This window comes from Paraurantiacibacter namhicola (genome assembly GCF_001687545.1).
GTDB classification, from domain to species: Bacteria; Pseudomonadota; Alphaproteobacteria; order Sphingomonadales; family Sphingomonadaceae; genus Paraurantiacibacter; species Paraurantiacibacter namhicola.
The window spans coordinates 1523709-1537187 of the sequence record NZ_CP016545.1 but is presented as its reverse complement, the minus strand read 5'-3'; the positions used below and the strand labels follow the sequence as shown (position 1 = coordinate 1537187).

Sequence of the window (13479 nt, the reverse complement as noted above, 5' to 3'; positions counted from 1 at the left end):
AAGTTCCCGATAGTCTCGCCTAACCGGACGCGCATGACTGAGCACAGAAAATCGGATTACCGCCCCTGCGTGGGCACGATGCTGGTGAACGGCGAAGGCAAGGTCTTCGTCGGCAAGCGGATCGACAACCGCGAAGGCGACTGGTGGCAGATGCCGCAGGGCGGCGTGGACGATGGCGAGGACCTGGACGAGGCCATGCTGCGCGAGCTGGGCGAAGAGACGGGCCTGGCGCCGGCGCATCTGCAGATCCTGCACCGCATGGAGGACGAGCTGTATTACGACCTGCCGGAAGAGCTGCAGGGCAAGCTGTGGGGCGGAAGATACCGGGGCCAGCGGCAATATTGGTATCTCGTCCGCATGACGGGCAGCGATGCGGACATCGACCTGCAGGCGCACAAGCACCCGGAATTCTGCGAATGGAAATGGGTCGATGCAGCGCTGCTGCCCGAGCTGATCGTGCCGTTCAAGAAACCGATTTACGAAGCGGTTGTCGCGGGGTTTCGCGACCGGCTTTGATCAGTTCTGCGTGACGCCTGCGTCGGGCTGCACCGCTTCGGCCGTCAGCACCGTTTCGGCGACGACCGGACCGCGCGCGATGGCCGTGGCGACGTAGCGCGTTTCGATGCAATTCTTGCCGCACAGGCTTTCCAGCATGGCGAGCTTCTCGTTCGCCTTGGCGGTGGCGCCCTTTTCGGCAAGCGCTGCACCCTCGCCCGCGATGGCGGCGAGGTTGCCCGGATCACGCTCCTGCGCCTCGCGGTAATAATGGATTGCCTTGCCCTGCATGCCGGACTGGCGCGCGGCATCGCCCAGTTCGATGAAGACGCGGACATAGCCCGGATCGACGGCCAGCGCCGCCTCGAAACTGTCGATGGCGGACTGGGTCTGCCCGGCTTCCAGCTGGGCACGGCCTTCGGCCACCAGCGTGACAGCGCGCGGATCGGCCTGCCGCGGCGCGGCGACGCCCATGCTGGCAGTCGCTGCCAGGGCGAGCGAAAGGGCGATTCCGGCGGGGTAATAACGCATCACGAACTCCTTGAGAGCGGGCCAGCTTGGAAGACCTGTGCCTGCCATATCCCGCGAAGCTAACACGGCGAACCTATACTGGCGATGAAAAATCCGTCCGTGCCATCATGGTGCGGAGTAAGGCGCATTCCCTGGCCGCGCGGCCTTCCGAGCGGCACCTCCGGGCGCCCCCCCTGCCAGTCAGGGTTGCGCGCCAGGAAGGCATCGACCTGCCCTGCGCCTTCTTCGTCCAGCAGCGAACAGACGACGTAGATCACGCGCCCGCCGGGCCGGACCAGCTGCGAGGCAATGTCCAGCAAACGGGCCTGGGTTGCGACGTAGCGCGCAAGCTCCGCATCGCTCAGCCGCCAGCGCGCTTCCGGATTGCGCCGCCAGGTGCCCGTGCCGCTGCATGGCGCATCGACGAGCACGGCATCGGCCTTGCCGACGAAGCCGTCCAGCGCCTCCAGCTCCTTACCGGGATTGAGCAGCAGGCTCTCGATCAGGCCCGCGCCGGCCCGCTCGGCCCGTGGAGGCAGTCGCGACAAGCGGCCCCGGTCCGTATCGGCGGCCAGCAATGCCCCGCTGTTCTCCATGGCCGCAGCCAATGCCAGCGTCTTGCCGCCCGCCCCTGCGCACAGGTCGATCACCGTTTCGCCGGGGCGTGCCTGCGTCGCCATGCAGGCAAGCTGGCTGCCATGGTCCTGCACTTCGACCTGTCCCTCGCGGTAAGCGGGCCATTGCTCGACTTGCGTGCCGGTCTCGAAGCGCAGCGCATTGGGTGCGGCAAGCCGTTCCCCCGCGTCAGGCAACTCCAGCGCCTCGCGAGAGGCCTTCTGCGTGTTGACGCGCAGGTCCAGCGGCGCGCGGCCAAGCAGCGCGGCCGCTTCGTCGCCCGCAATGCCGGATGCAGCCAGCCGGTCCACCAGCCATTGCGGCGCAGTTCCGCCCTCGGCGGCAGCCTCTCCCACCCCGATCGCGGCAGGCCCGTAATTCGAACCATCGAACAGCGGTGCAATCGCGGCATCGGATTCGGCCAGTCGCAACATGGCCGCACGGCCGGTTTGCGGGATCGGGCCGCAGGCGCGCACCGCGCCATAGACCAGCTCGCGAATGGCGCGTCGGTCCTTCGATCCGGCGAAGCGGTGGCCACGAAACCATTCGGACAGGATCCGGTCGGCAGGCGCACCTTGCGAGCGCGCTGCAGCGATGATGCTATCGAGGATCTCGATGGCAGACTGGACGCGCGCGGCGGGGGTCATTCCGCGCTTTTCAGCGGGCGGTACTTGGTAATCGTGCGCGGTTGCGGCGCGCATTTCCATGCGAACTGCCAACCCTCACTGCCCGATTGCTCGACCAGCGCCTCACGTTCCCGTCCGGCGCGCAGGCAGGTGTCTTCATCCAGGAAGACGCTTTGCGAAACCTGCATGGAGCCCTGCGGATCATCGGCCTGCCAGGCCATCAGCACCAGGACGAAAGGGATGAAGACCTCTTCCATCAGCGAGTCGGGTAATTCGGGGCTTCGCGGGTGATGCTCACATCATGGACATGGCTCTCGCTGAGGCCCGCATTGGTGATGCGGATGAACTTGCCGCGTTCACGCAAATCCGAAATCGTCGCGCTGCCGGTGTAGCCCATGGCCGCCTTGATACCGCCGACCAGCTGGTGGACAACCTCGCGTGCCGGGCCCTTGTAGGGGACCTGCCCCTCGATGCCTTCGGGCACCAGCTTCATCTGTGCCACATCCTGCTGAAAATAGCGGTCCGCGCTGCCGCGCGCCATTGCGCCGACACTGCCCATGCCGCGATACGCCTTGTAGCTGCGACCCTGGTACAGGAAGGTCTCGCCCGGTGCTTCTTCCGTTCCGGCAAGCAGGCTGCCGACCATGACGGTGGAGGCGCCAGCTGCCAGAGCCTTTGCCGCATCGCCGCTGGTGCGAAGGCCGCCATCGGCGATCACGGGCACGTCGCCCGCTGCGCTCGCGCTTTCCATGATGGCGGTAAGCTGCGGCACGCCGACACCGGCCACGATGCGCGTGGTGCAGATGCTGCCCGGGCCGATGCCCACCTTCACAGCGTCCGCGCCTGCATCGACAAGCGCCTTGGTCGCTTCCGCCGTGGCGACATTGCCGGCCACGATCTGGACGGAGTTGGACAAGCGCTTCGCCTTCTCCACCGCGCGGCTGACTTCCTTGTTATGGCCATGGGCCGTGTCGATGATGACAACGTCCACGCCCGCGTCCACCAGCGCTTCCGTGCGGGCCAGGCCCTTGTCACCCACGGTGCTGGCCGCGGCGACGCGCAGGCGGCCGCCTTCGTCCTTGGTGGCATCGGGGTTGAGGACGGCCTTCTCGATATCCTTCACGGTGATCAGGCCGACGCATTTGTTCGCATCGTCCACCACCAGCAGTTTCTCGATCCGGCGCGTGTGAAGCAGGCGGCGCGCCTCGTCCTTGTCGATGCCTTCGCTGACCGTGGCGAGGTTCTCGCTGGTCATCAGCTCGCGTACCGGCTGGCGCGGATTGTCGGCAAAGCGCACGTCGCGATTGGTCAGTATGCCGGCCAGCACGCCATTGGCGTCCGTCACGGGAATGCCGGAGATGTTATGCGCCTGCATCAGCGCCTGCGCCTCTCCCAGCGTGGCATCGGGCAGGATGGTGATGGGGTTCACCACCATGCCGCTTTCGAACCGCTTCACGCGGCGCACGGCATCGCATTGTTCCTCGACGGTCAAATTGCGGTGCAGCACGCCGATGCCGCCCAGCTGCGCCATGATGATGGCCATGTCCGCTTCCGTCACCGTGTCCATGGCGGCGGAGATGACCGGGATATTGAGCGCAATGCCGCGCGTCAGCTGCGTCTTCGTGCTTGCGGAGCTGGGCAGGATGTCGCTTTCCGCAGGCTGCAGAAGGACGTCGTCATAGGTGAGGCCGAGGGGGATGTCGTTCAGTGACACGATGCGCCTTTCAAGTGTCTGGGCGGAGAGAATCGTGCACCGCCCTGTAATCGGAAGGCTGCCCCGCGGCTAGGGGGCGCAGCGACTATTCTGCCGCCGCGTCTTCCGCCCCGCCAGCCTCATCCTTCACAGGCGGCGTATACATATCCACGCTGCCGAAGTGCTTGAGCAGTGCGACATGCGTGAAAATGTCATCCGTTGCGCCGCCCAGCTCGATATCCTCGCGCCAGTCGTCATCCGCGCCGTGATAGGGCCCTTCCAGGAAGCCGCTGAAGGCCGCCTCGTCACCAAAGCTGCTGCTGACCAGGACGGTCGGCACGCCGCTGGCCAGCAGGGCAAAGCCGTCCTGACGCCGCACGAACTGCTCGGTATAGGGATCCACCTTGTAGGTCCCGCCCACACTTTCCACGACCATCTCGATGCCTTCATCCAGCGGCGTGCGGCCGGAACCCACCACGGTGGTGGTGGACCCGCGCGGCGCGATGGCGACGGAATCGATGTTGAAGGCCGCCACGATGCTGTCCAGCGGGAAAGGCGGATTGGCGGCGAAGTGCCGCGCGCCCAGCAGGCCCATCTCCTCCGCCGTCGTGCCCATGATGTACAGGTCGCGGTCCAGCCCGCCGGACATGGCCACCATGCGTGCGACTTCCAGCATCACGCCGGTGCCGGAGGCATTGTCCACCGCGCCGTTGCAGATCCGGTCTTCGGCAGTGATCGGGCCGCATTCGTCGCCCAGATGGTCCCAATGCGATAGCACCAGGATGGCGCCGCTGCCGGGCACCTTGCCGGGCAGCTTGCCGATGACATTGGCCGTCTCGGCGGTTTCGACCGTGGAGGCGTTCTCCAGCGAAACGGAGTCGATCGCGGCAGCTCCTTCAGCGATGAAGCCGGCTTCCGGCGGCAGCAGGACGACGGGCGGCTGCGCGCTGTCCTCGCCCGCCACCTGCCAGCGGGAGGTGCCGATGAAGCCGGAGAACATGCCGTATTCCTCGGGCGTGCCGGTCTGGATCAGCAGGGCGGATGGCTGCGCTGCCATCAGCGTGCCGAACATGCCGCGAATGTCCTTGCCGGAAATCAGCACGGCCTTGCCCTGCATGGAGCCCGGCTCCACTTCCGTTTCTGCATCCGCGAAGACCACGGGAAGGTCCGCCAGGGACTGCGGGGGACCGGACACGACCATCATGTCATTATCAAGCACGCGCGAGGCGCCGCCCGACTTCGCCGTCAGCTCTGCCGCGCCCGCGACGAAGCGTTCCAAGCTGAGCGGCTGGCGCCAGCTGGTGTCGGACGCGCCGGGCACAAAGCCATAACTCTGCAGATTGGCGATGATGTAGGACTGCGTCAGCCGCCCGCCCTCGGTCCCGGGCAGGCGCCCGGCAAACTCGTCGGAGGAGAGGATACGCATATGCGCCGCCAGCGCGGCCTGTGCCATCTGGAATTCCGCCTCGCTCGGCGGTCCGCCGTGCCCCAATGGCTCTGCGGTTGCGGCGGCATCGGGCTCATGCGCGATCGTGATCGAGGGCGCGGTGCACAGGGCGATTGCCAACGCGGCTGCCCCGGCCAGGCGGAAATGCTTGGCGTAAGTCATATTGTATTCTCCCCCTTGGGTATTCCTATTTGGCGGTCCAGCCGCCATCGATCGAGTAATTCGCGCCGGTGATGTTCTGCGCCTCGTCCCGGCACAGGAACACCGCCATCGCGGCAACTTCGGCCGGCTGAACGAACTTCTTGGTCGGTTGCCCGGCCAGCAGCACGTCGTTCATCACCTGCTCGCGGGTCATGTTACGCGCCTTCATCGTATCGGGAATCTGGTTTTCGACGAGCGGCGTCCAGACATAGCCCGGACTGATACAATTGGCGGTGATGCCGTGCTCGGCCAGTTCCAGCGCCAGCGTCTTCGTCAGCCCGTCCAGCCCGTGCTTGGCGGCGACATAGGCGCTCTTGAACGGGCTTGCCGCCTTGGAATGGGCGCTGGCGGTGTTGATGATGCGGCCCCAGCGCTGCGCCTTCATATGCGGCACGGCGAGCCGCGCGGTGTGGAAGGCCGCGGTCAGGTTCAGTGCGATGATCGCATCCCACTTCTCTGCCGGAAAACTCTCCACCGGGCTGACGAATTGCATCCCGGCATTGTTGACGACGATATCGACCGCGCCTGCCCCCTCCATCAGCGCCTGCGCGCCTTCCGCCGTGGTCAGGTCTGCGGCGACATGATTGGCCCCCAGCTCCTCGCAAAGGGCGGCGATCTCGGCCTTGTCACCGAAGCCATTCAGGACCACGTCTGCCCCTTCTGCGGCCAGCCCGCGCGCTATGGCGAGGCCGATCCCGCTGGTAGAGCCGGTCACAAGGGCGCGCTTTCCTGACAGGAACATTCTGGACTCCGTGAGGGTTAGGGTTGCAAAACAGGGAAAGCCGCTGGCGGCGTGCGCGTAAAGCCCTTTTGCGAAGGGGCATGGAAATAAGAGGGGAAATTCGATGCGTCTCAACCCATTCAACACCGGCGATATCAAGGTCCGGCGCGGCGGTGGAGGCGGTGGCTTTCCCGGTGGCGGCGGCGGCAAGGTTGGCTGCGGCACGCTGGTGATCGCGCTAATCGGGGCGCTGGTCTTCGGTATCGATCCCACTCAGACCATCGGCATGCTGGAAGGCAGCGGGTCCCCCACCACGCAAAGCGCGCCTGCCGGTTCAAGCGAATCCGCGGCGGAAATCTGCGACGACAACCAGTATGCGATGGAAGGCTGCAACGCGTTGGCCAGCCTGAACCGTACCTGGCAGCCGATCTTCCAGCGCGCGGGCGTACAGTTCACCCAGCCGACGCTGGTCTATTACCAGGGCGGCACGCGGTCCGGTTGCGGCAGCGCCAGCAGCGCGATGGGCCCGTTCTACTGCCCCGCCGACCAGGGGATCTATATCGACGTCAGCTTCTTCGACCAGATGGCCCGGCAGATGGGCGCTGGCGGCGACTTCGCGCGCTATTACGTGATGGCGCATGAATACGGCCACCACATCCAGACCATTACGGGCGTGTCCGGCATGATCCGAAATGCACAGATGCAGGACCGGGCGAACGCCAACCAGTACCAGGTCCGGCTGGAGCTGATGGCCGATTGCTATGCCGGTGTCTGGGCAGGCGCGAACCGTAATCTGCTGGAGCCGGGCGACATGGAAGAAGGCCTTCGCGCCGCCAGTGCCATTGGTGACGATACGCTGATGCGCAATGCCGGCCGCCGGGTGGACGCGGAAAGCTTCACGCACGGCACCAGCCAGCAGCGTATGCAGGCCCTGCGCCTGGGCATGCAGAGCGGCGGCGACGATACGGTGTGCGACCGCTACGTCAGCTGACACGCTCACAATTGACCAAATGAAGAGGGGCGGCCCGGTGACGGACCGCCCCTCTTTTCTTGCAGGTGGCTGCGATCAGGCGATCGCGGCCTCACCACCCTCTTCCTGCCTGCCGCCGGACCAGTCCACGCCGCGCGTGGCGTACATGATCCCGGCCAGTGCCGCGAACAGCAGCAGCGAACCGATGAGCAGCGAGTACGTCTCCATGCTCAGCAGCACGTAGAGCAGCGCGTAAAGCCCCGCCAGCATCGCCCCGATGAAGCCGGCGCGCTTGCGCCCGCCCAGAACGGCCGCGCTGTATGCCGTCAGCAGGCCCACGATGGCGCCCGCCGCCACAAGGTACGCCCAGCCGAAGCCGATCACCTCTGCAAAGGCCAGCAGCATCACGAAGAACAGGATCAGGCCCGCCCCCGTCAGCAGATATTCTACCGCCGACACGCGCGCGCCGCCCACCACGTCAAACAGCAGGAATGCGGCAAAGGTGAAGCCGATGAACAGGAAACCGTACTTCGTCGCGCGGTCCACCTGGCTGTAGAGATCCACCGGATCGACCAGCCCGATCGTTGCGATCTTGGTCTCAATATCGACGATAGACCGCGCATCGACTTCACTTACGGGCGCGCCATGGTCGGTCAGCGACACCAGCGGGCGCCCCAACGCGAGGTTCGTGATGCCGGAATAGGTCGCCGTGAAGCCCTCGCCGCTGATGCTCTGCTCGTCCGGCAGGAAGCTGCCGGTGAAGCTGGGGTGCGGCCATGGCGAAGTGACTTGCCACTCCGTCTCCCCGCCGCGCGGGACCAGCGCCAGGGAGCGACTGCCGCGCAGGCCATATGTCCACTCCACGGTCAGATCTTCCGCGCCGTCCCATGCCACGAAGGTGGAGAAGCCGGAGCCCCCGGTCGCAGCCGGACCGTTGCCTGGGCGCAGCTCTGCCGCTTCGCCGCCTACCGTCACCTTCGCATCGTCCTTAAGCCCGCGCGGATCGGATACGCCGAAGCGCAGTTCTGCCTCTGCGAGGATCAGCTGCTCGCGCGTCACGCCGTAGCGGGACAGGTCATCCGGCAGCGCAAAGACCGCCGTGCCGGACAGCGTGCTGTCATAAACCACGCTTTCGTAAATGGCGTAGGCCTTGCGGCTTGGGTCGATATTGGTCTTCACCGACTGGCGCTGCGGCGAGACAAACAGGCTCTGGCGCGTGCGGGTGGTGCGCTGTGAACGCTTGCCGTCCTGCGTGACCAATTCCGTCTCGGTCTTTTCATAGGGAATCACCAGCACCGGGCCGGTCACCTGCTGCGCGCCGCCCCAACCCGAGGTGATGGATTGCTGCGCGCTGCGCGACTGCTCCTCCCGGTCGTAAACCAGCCAATAAACCATCATGAGGGGGATGATCAGCGCGACCGCCACCGCCCCCGCCATGAACAGTTTCACTCCGGGGCTTCGAACTCGGTTCATCGCTCATACTCCTCATTTCAACGACGAGCTGTGCACTGGGAGCGACGAACTGAATTGCAGATGAACTGCGCCGCGCAAAGGAAAGCCCGCGCCGGAGTACCATCCGACGCGGGCCTCACACTGCCACGGGTATGGGGGTTATCTCGCCGCAGCAGGTGACCGGTAATACCAGCCCAGCACGCCGCCGAAGACGAGGTGGGCGAAGATCGTCACCCAGTTGCGTGCCATCTCGAACCACGGGAACACCGCAGTCAGGCCGTAGAAATTGACGAGGTAGACGAGCAGGCCGAACACAGCGCCAGCCACGATCGCCTTCGTGCCGGACAGGTTCATCGCCTTGGCCATTGCGGCGAATACCACGCCCAGCACGGCGGACAGCGCGAAATGCACCAGCATGCCTACCAGCACGATCCCGGCATCGAAGGTGGCAGGGGGCGGCAGGACGCCGTCACCCATCGCGATAGCGGCCATCATGCGCGGCGGGCCCCACAAGGCGCCGCCCAGCACCAGCGGCACCATTACCAGTTCCACCGCCAGGAAAATCGCCCCTGCGACCAGTCCTGCCATCGCGCCTGTCTTGAAGCCTGCCTGCGTCATCGTCTCTCTCCTCGCTACGATCCTGTTTCACCTCCAGTTCGCCGCGGCTGGCCGCACGGTTACATCGCAGCTACATAATTCTTGGGCGCAGGCTGTAACCAATGGCCCTGCCGGCACGAAAAGGGAGAGGATGCAGGACGAAGCAGACCCGCTGGACCGGCTCATCAAGGCTGCGCGCAGCGGTGATGCGCGCGCGTACCACGCTTTCCTGGCGGAGGCGGCGGAACGGCTGCGCGCATTCGTCCGGCGCAGGATGCCCGATGCGGCGCAGATGGAGGATATCGTGCAGCAGTGCCTTATCGCCTTGCATGAAAAGCGTAGCACGCTGGACCCGGCGCGGCCCGTGGCCCCGTGGATGTATACCATCGCGCGCTACAAGCTGGCCGATCACTGGCGCGCTGCCTCTCGCTTTGCGCCGATGGAAGCGGCGGGCGAACCGGAAGTTCCTCCAGACGAACTGGCCGCGGCAGATGTCGCGCAATTGCTGCAAATGCTTCCCGCAGCCCAGGCCGACGCGATCAGGATGACGCGGATCGAAGGGCTTACGATGGAGGAGGCGGGGCAGCGCGCGGGCGCCAGCACCTCCGCCATGAAGGTGCGGGTGCATCGCGGGATGGAGACACTGCGCAACAGCGTGGCGGAGGATATGGAATGAACACGGCAGACCTGATTGCGCGCCTGGCAGACGAAGGCCCGTCCACTCACGCCCGCCCGGCGATGATGATCCTTGGCTGGACCGCGGGCGCGTTCCTCGCCTGCCTCGCCCTGCTAGCATTGGTGCTGGGCGCGCCGATCCTGGTGGTCGCACCGGCAACGGCGGGTGTGGTGATGGCCAAGCTGGCCTTTCCCCTCGGCATCGCGCTCGCCGGCGGGCTGGCCGTGCGCGCAGCGGGCGTGCCGGGACGATCCGCGCGCTGGCCGGTGTTTGCGTTAGCCGCGATCTTCGCGGTCTCGGCCCTGGTCGTGGCGCTGGAGGCCGCGCAGTTCACCCCCGCCTTCCCCGGCGGCACATGGGCGCGCTGCGTGACTGCAATCCTGCTGCTGACGCCGGTGGTGTTTCTCGCATCCTGCCGCGCGCTTCGTAAGCTCGCGCCCACGAACCTGCGACTGGCAGGAGGCGTGGCCGGCCTGTTCTCCGCCGCCGTGGGCGCAACCGCTTATGCCTTCTGGTGCCCGGAGACGACCGTCACCTTCCAGCTCGCCTGGTATGGCGGGCCGATCATCCTGGCAGGCGCGGTTGGCGCGCTGCTGGGGCCGCGATTGCTGCGGTGGTAACCGTCGCTGCTCAGACGCGGCCAGCGCGATAGCGTGCCAAGTCCCGCGACATCTGCGATGGCCGGAAGCCTTTCCCGCCCATCAGCCGCTTCCAGTCCGCAACATGATCGAAGTGCTGCAATTGGCGATGGTAGTAGTTGATGTATTCGAGCACCGCGAGGATGGCGCTGGCAGTTGCGGCTCCCCGGTCCCAGGTTGACACGCCAATGCCATCAACAATCCACGAGGTGATCGCGGCAAGCAATGCTCCAAAACTGGCAGCCGCAATCGGCAGCTGAAAGCGATCAGCATGGGCCAGCGCGCGGCAAAGTGGCGCGTCGTCACCCCGCAGCGAGAGCAGCTTTCCCCGCCAATAGAACCCGCCCAACAATAGCAGCCAGATCATGGGAACGAAGCTTGCGGCCGTAAGCCAGCCAAGCCTCCCATCGAAAGACCAAGCGAGCAGCAGGATCGTCGCTGGAACGAGGGTCGCGTTGCCCAGCTCCAGCTTCCAGTAACCCGAAAGTCGGTCGTGCAAGGCAGACTGCGCAGTCAAGAGCAGCTCCGAAGATGACTTCCTGCAACCACGCAGCGGCTGCGCGTCAATACACCCGCTTCTTCGGCTCGATGTAATCGACATCGTCGGTCAGCGTGTATTCGTGGACCGGGCGGTAATCGATCTTCACCGATCCACCCTTGCCGCCCCAGCCATCGTGCCATGCGGCGGTGTGCTTCATCCACTCGGCATCCAGCCGCTCGGGGTAATCCTCATGCGCGTGGGCGCCGCGGCTTTCCTTGCGGTTGTAGGCGCTGGCCATGGTGACCTGGGCCTGGGCGATGAGGTTGTCGAGCTCCAGCGTCTCGATCAGGTCGCTGTTCCAGATCAACGAGCGGTCGGCGACGGAGACGTCTTCCAGATTGCGGTAGATCGCTTCCAGCTTCTTCACGCCCTCGCCCATCAGCTCGTCATTGCGGAAGACGGCAGCGTGCGTGCTCATCGCCTGCTGCATGTCGCGGCGGATGCGCGCGGTGGGCGATCCGCCCTTGGCATGGCGGAAGTGGTCGAGGCGGGTGAGCGCCATGTCGGCGCTGTCGGCGGGGAGTTCGTCATGGCTGACGCCGGGCTTCACCAGTTCCTTCAGGCGGTGACCCGTCGCGCGGCCGAAGACCACGAGATCGATCAGCGAGTTGGAGCCGAGACGGTTCGCGCCGTGCACTGAAACGCAGGCGGCCTCGCCCACGGCAAACAGGCCGGGGACCACGGTTTCGGGATCGCCATCTTCGCCGATGGTCACGACTTCGCCGTGATAGTTACAGGGGATGCCGCCCATGTTGTAATGCACCGTCGGAGTGACGGGCAGCGGCTGGCGCGTCAGGTCGACGCCCGCAAAGATCTTACCGCTTTCGGTAATGCCCGGCAGGCGCGCGGCCAGCACATCCGGATCGATATGGTCGAGATGGAGGTAGATGTGGTCCTTCTCCGGCCCGACACCGCGTCCTTCACGGATTTCCAGAGCCATTGACCGGCTCACCACGTCGCGGCTGGCCAGGTCCTTCGCGCTGGGGGCGTAGCGTTCCATGAACCGCTCGCCTTCGGAATTGGTGAGGTAACCGCCCTCGCCCCGCGCGCCTTCAGTGATCAGCACGCCGGCGCCGTAGATGCCGGTGGGGTGGAACTGCACGAATTCCATGTCCTGCAGCGGAAGGCCGGCGCGAAGCACCATGCCGCCGCCATCGCCGGTGCAGGTGTGGGCGCTGGTCGCGGTGTAATAGCAGCGGCCATAGCCGCCCGTTGCCAGCACCACGGCATGGCCGCGGAAGCGGTGGATGCTGCCATCGTCCATGCAGATCGCGATCACGCCGACACAGCGGCCCTTGTTCATGATCAGGTCGATGGCGAAATATTCGATGAAGAAGTCCGCATCGTACTTCAGGCTCTGCTGGTAGAGCGCGTGGAGCATGGCATGCCCCGTGCGGTCGGCCGCGGCGCAGGTACGCTGCACCGGCGGGCCGTCGCCCATATTCTGCATGTGGCCACCAAACGGCCGCTGGTAGATCGTGCCATCATCGTTGCGGCTGAAGGGCACGCCGGCATGCTCCAGCTCGTACACAGCCTGCGGGGCTTCGCGCACGAGGTATTCCACCGCGTCCTGGTCGCTCAGCCAATCCGACCCCTTCACGGTGTCGTACATGTGCCAGGACCAGTGATCGGGCGAATTGTTGCCTAGGCTGGCGGCAATCCCGCCCTGCGCGGCCACGGTGTGGCTGCGGGTGGGGAAGACCTTTGAGATATTCGCGGTGCGCAGGCCGGCTTCGGCCGCGCCCATGGTGGCGCGCAGGCCCGATCCGCCGGCACCCACGACGATCACGTCATAAGTGTGATCGATGATCTTGTAGGCTTCGCTTGCTTTGGTGTCGGTCATTATTGGAAGCCTCCGCCCATGCCCTGCATGGCGTTACCCATGGCGGTGTCGGCGATTTCGCCGCCCAGCGCCTTCATCACGATTGTCAGAACGAAAAACAGCCCCGCTGCCGCGCCGCCGAAAGCGAACAGGTTCAGCAGCACGATGGCGGCGAACTTGTTGGCGGCGTTGTGGACGTAATCCTCCACCAGCACCTGCATGCCCAGGCGCGCGTGCCAGAATACGGAGATGATCATCAGCGCCATGGCCAGCGCCACGATGGGCGATCCCATCCAGCCGGTCACCGTGTCATAAGACAGGTCCGGCAGCAGCGCGAAGCTGATGACCATAAAGCCCACCAGCAACAGATTGCCGATGGCGGTGAAGCGTTGCAGCAGCCAGTGATGCGTGCCCTCGCCCGCAGCGCCGAGGCCGCGAACCTTGCCGATTGATGTGCCGTTACCCATGCTTCTTG

Annotated in this window: 15 protein-coding genes; 4 read left to right on the top strand and 11 right to left on the bottom strand. The window is 65.5% G+C overall.

The annotated features are described in order from the left end of the window. Positions 1 to 33: 33 nt before the first annotated feature. Complete coding sequence (locus A6F65_RS07490; protein WP_067787378.1) at positions 34 to 516, top strand: RNA pyrophosphohydrolase; 483 nt, start codon at positions 34 to 36, stop codon at positions 514 to 516. Here the strand turns inward: A6F65_RS07490 and A6F65_RS07485 are convergent, their stop codons facing one another. The 6 genes from A6F65_RS07485 to A6F65_RS07460 all read right to left on the bottom strand — a co-directional run bounded on the left by A6F65_RS07485 (position 517) and on the right by A6F65_RS07460 (position 6329). Next, positions 517 to 1026: a tetratricopeptide repeat protein gene (locus tag A6F65_RS07485; protein ID WP_157093090.1), complete on the bottom strand. Its 510-nt coding sequence runs from the start codon at positions 1024 to 1026 to the stop codon at positions 517 to 519. A 59-nt stretch (positions 1027 to 1085) separates the two neighbouring features. Beyond that, positions 1086 to 2267 (bottom strand): RsmB/NOP family class I SAM-dependent RNA methyltransferase, encoded by a 1182-nt coding sequence (locus A6F65_RS07480; protein ID WP_067787374.1) that lies wholly within the window; start codon positions 2265 to 2267, stop codon positions 1086 to 1088. After that, positions 2264 to 2503, bottom strand: coding sequence for a hypothetical protein (locus A6F65_RS07475; RefSeq protein ID WP_067787372.1), 240 nt, complete (start codon positions 2501 to 2503; stop codon positions 2264 to 2266). Before A6F65_RS07475 ends, A6F65_RS07480 begins: the two co-directional genes overlap by 4 nt. Next, positions 2503 to 3960: an IMP dehydrogenase gene (guaB, locus tag A6F65_RS07470; RefSeq protein WP_067787370.1), complete on the bottom strand. Its 1458-nt coding sequence runs from the start codon at positions 3958 to 3960 to the stop codon at positions 2503 to 2505. The genes A6F65_RS07475 and guaB overlap by 1 nt, the downstream gene beginning before the upstream one ends. A gap of 85 nt (positions 3961 to 4045) precedes the next feature. Then, positions 4046 to 5548 (bottom strand): M28 family peptidase, encoded by a 1503-nt coding sequence (locus A6F65_RS07465; protein WP_067787367.1) that lies wholly within the window; start codon positions 5546 to 5548, stop codon positions 4046 to 4048. A 25-nt stretch (positions 5549 to 5573) separates the two neighbouring features. Continuing rightward, the gene (locus A6F65_RS07460; RefSeq protein ID WP_067787365.1) at positions 5574 to 6329 is read right to left on the bottom strand and encodes a 3-hydroxybutyrate dehydrogenase; all 756 of its coding nucleotides are present in this window, start codon (positions 6327 to 6329) and stop codon (positions 5574 to 5576) included. Between the two features lie 103 nt (positions 6330 to 6432). On the opposite strand from A6F65_RS07460, the gene ypfJ reads away from it, so the two are divergent. Continuing rightward, the gene (ypfJ, locus tag A6F65_RS07455; protein WP_067787363.1) at positions 6433 to 7299 is read left to right on the top strand and encodes a KPN_02809 family neutral zinc metallopeptidase; all 867 of its coding nucleotides are present in this window, start codon (positions 6433 to 6435) and stop codon (positions 7297 to 7299) included. A 75-nt stretch (positions 7300 to 7374) separates the two neighbouring features. Here ypfJ and creD read toward each other — a convergent pair whose 3' ends face one another. Together creD and A6F65_RS07445 are read right to left on the bottom strand one after the other, a co-directional pair. After that, positions 7375 to 8751 (bottom strand): cell envelope integrity protein CreD, encoded by a 1377-nt coding sequence (creD, locus tag A6F65_RS07450; RefSeq protein WP_067787361.1) that lies wholly within the window; start codon positions 8749 to 8751, stop codon positions 7375 to 7377. A 138-nt stretch (positions 8752 to 8889) separates the two neighbouring features. Continuing rightward, entirely contained in the window at positions 8890 to 9348 is a 459-nt protein-coding gene (locus tag A6F65_RS07445; RefSeq protein WP_067787358.1) for a hypothetical protein, read from the bottom strand. A gap of 130 nt (positions 9349 to 9478) precedes the next feature. On the opposite strand from A6F65_RS07445, the gene A6F65_RS07440 reads away from it, so the two are divergent. Further along, on the top strand, positions 9479 to 10003 hold the full coding sequence (locus A6F65_RS07440; RefSeq protein WP_067787355.1) for a sigma-70 family RNA polymerase sigma factor: 525 nt from the start codon (positions 9479 to 9481) through the stop codon (positions 10001 to 10003). After that, positions 10000 to 10623 carry an NrsF family protein gene (locus tag A6F65_RS07435; protein WP_067787353.1) on the top strand — a complete coding sequence of 208 codons (624 nt, stop codon included), beginning with the start codon at positions 10000 to 10002 and terminating at the stop codon, positions 10621 to 10623. Before A6F65_RS07440 ends, A6F65_RS07435 begins: the two co-directional genes overlap by 4 nt. Positions 10624 to 10633: 10 nt before the next feature. Here A6F65_RS07435 and A6F65_RS07430 read toward each other — a convergent pair whose 3' ends face one another. Genes A6F65_RS07430 through sdhD form a run of 3 tightly spaced genes read right to left on the bottom strand, consistent with a single transcriptional unit; the run spans position 10634 to position 13471 of the window. Continuing rightward, the gene (locus A6F65_RS07430) at positions 10634 to 11158 is read right to left on the bottom strand and encodes a hypothetical protein (RefSeq protein ID WP_067787351.1); all 525 of its coding nucleotides are present in this window, start codon (positions 11156 to 11158) and stop codon (positions 10634 to 10636) included. A gap of 46 nt (positions 11159 to 11204) precedes the next feature. Further along, the gene (gene sdhA, locus A6F65_RS07425) at positions 11205 to 13025 is read right to left on the bottom strand and encodes a succinate dehydrogenase flavoprotein subunit (RefSeq protein WP_067787348.1); all 1821 of its coding nucleotides are present in this window, start codon (positions 13023 to 13025) and stop codon (positions 11205 to 11207) included. Beyond that, complete coding sequence (gene sdhD, locus A6F65_RS07420) at positions 13025 to 13471, bottom strand: succinate dehydrogenase, hydrophobic membrane anchor protein (RefSeq protein WP_067787345.1); 447 nt, start codon at positions 13469 to 13471, stop codon at positions 13025 to 13027. The genes sdhA and sdhD overlap by 1 nt, the downstream gene beginning before the upstream one ends. Positions 13472 to 13479: the final 8 nt, after the last annotated feature.

What these genes read in the sequence shown, in the direction of transcription:
- A6F65_RS07440 (WP_067787355.1), top strand. Translation starts at nt 9,479, where the DNA reads ATGCAGGACGAAGCAGACCCGCTGGACCGGCTCATCAAGGCTGCGCGC.
- A6F65_RS07485 (WP_157093090.1), bottom strand. Translation starts at nt 1,026, where the DNA reads ATGCGTTATTACCCCGCCGGAATCGCCCTTTCGCTCGCCCTGGCAGCG.
- sdhA (WP_067787348.1), bottom strand. Translation starts at nt 13,025, where the DNA reads ATGACCGACACCAAAGCAAGCGAAGCCTACAAGATCATCGATCACACT.
- A6F65_RS07435 (WP_067787353.1), top strand. Translation starts at nt 10,000, where the DNA reads ATGAACACGGCAGACCTGATTGCGCGCCTGGCAGACGAAGGCCCGTCC.
- A6F65_RS07490 (WP_067787378.1), top strand. Translation starts at nt 34, where the DNA reads ATGACTGAGCACAGAAAATCGGATTACCGCCCCTGCGTGGGCACGATG.
- creD (WP_067787361.1), bottom strand. Translation starts at nt 8,751, where the DNA reads ATGAACCGAGTTCGAAGCCCCGGAGTGAAACTGTTCATGGCGGGGGCG.
- A6F65_RS07460 (WP_067787365.1), bottom strand. Translation starts at nt 6,329, where the DNA reads ATGTTCCTGTCAGGAAAGCGCGCCCTTGTGACCGGCTCTACCAGCGGG.
- A6F65_RS07465 (WP_067787367.1), bottom strand. Translation starts at nt 5,548, where the DNA reads ATGACTTACGCCAAGCATTTCCGCCTGGCCGGGGCAGCCGCGTTGGCA.
- A6F65_RS07445 (WP_067787358.1), bottom strand. Translation starts at nt 9,348, where the DNA reads ATGACGCAGGCAGGCTTCAAGACAGGCGCGATGGCAGGACTGGTCGCA.
- A6F65_RS07480 (WP_067787374.1), bottom strand. Translation starts at nt 2,267, where the DNA reads ATGACCCCCGCCGCGCGCGTCCAGTCTGCCATCGAGATCCTCGATAGC.
- A6F65_RS07475 (WP_067787372.1), bottom strand. Translation starts at nt 2,503, where the DNA reads ATGGAAGAGGTCTTCATCCCTTTCGTCCTGGTGCTGATGGCCTGGCAG.
- ypfJ (WP_067787363.1), top strand. Translation starts at nt 6,433, where the DNA reads ATGCGTCTCAACCCATTCAACACCGGCGATATCAAGGTCCGGCGCGGC.
- sdhD (WP_067787345.1), bottom strand. Translation starts at nt 13,471, where the DNA reads ATGGGTAACGGCACATCAATCGGCAAGGTTCGCGGCCTCGGCGCTGCG.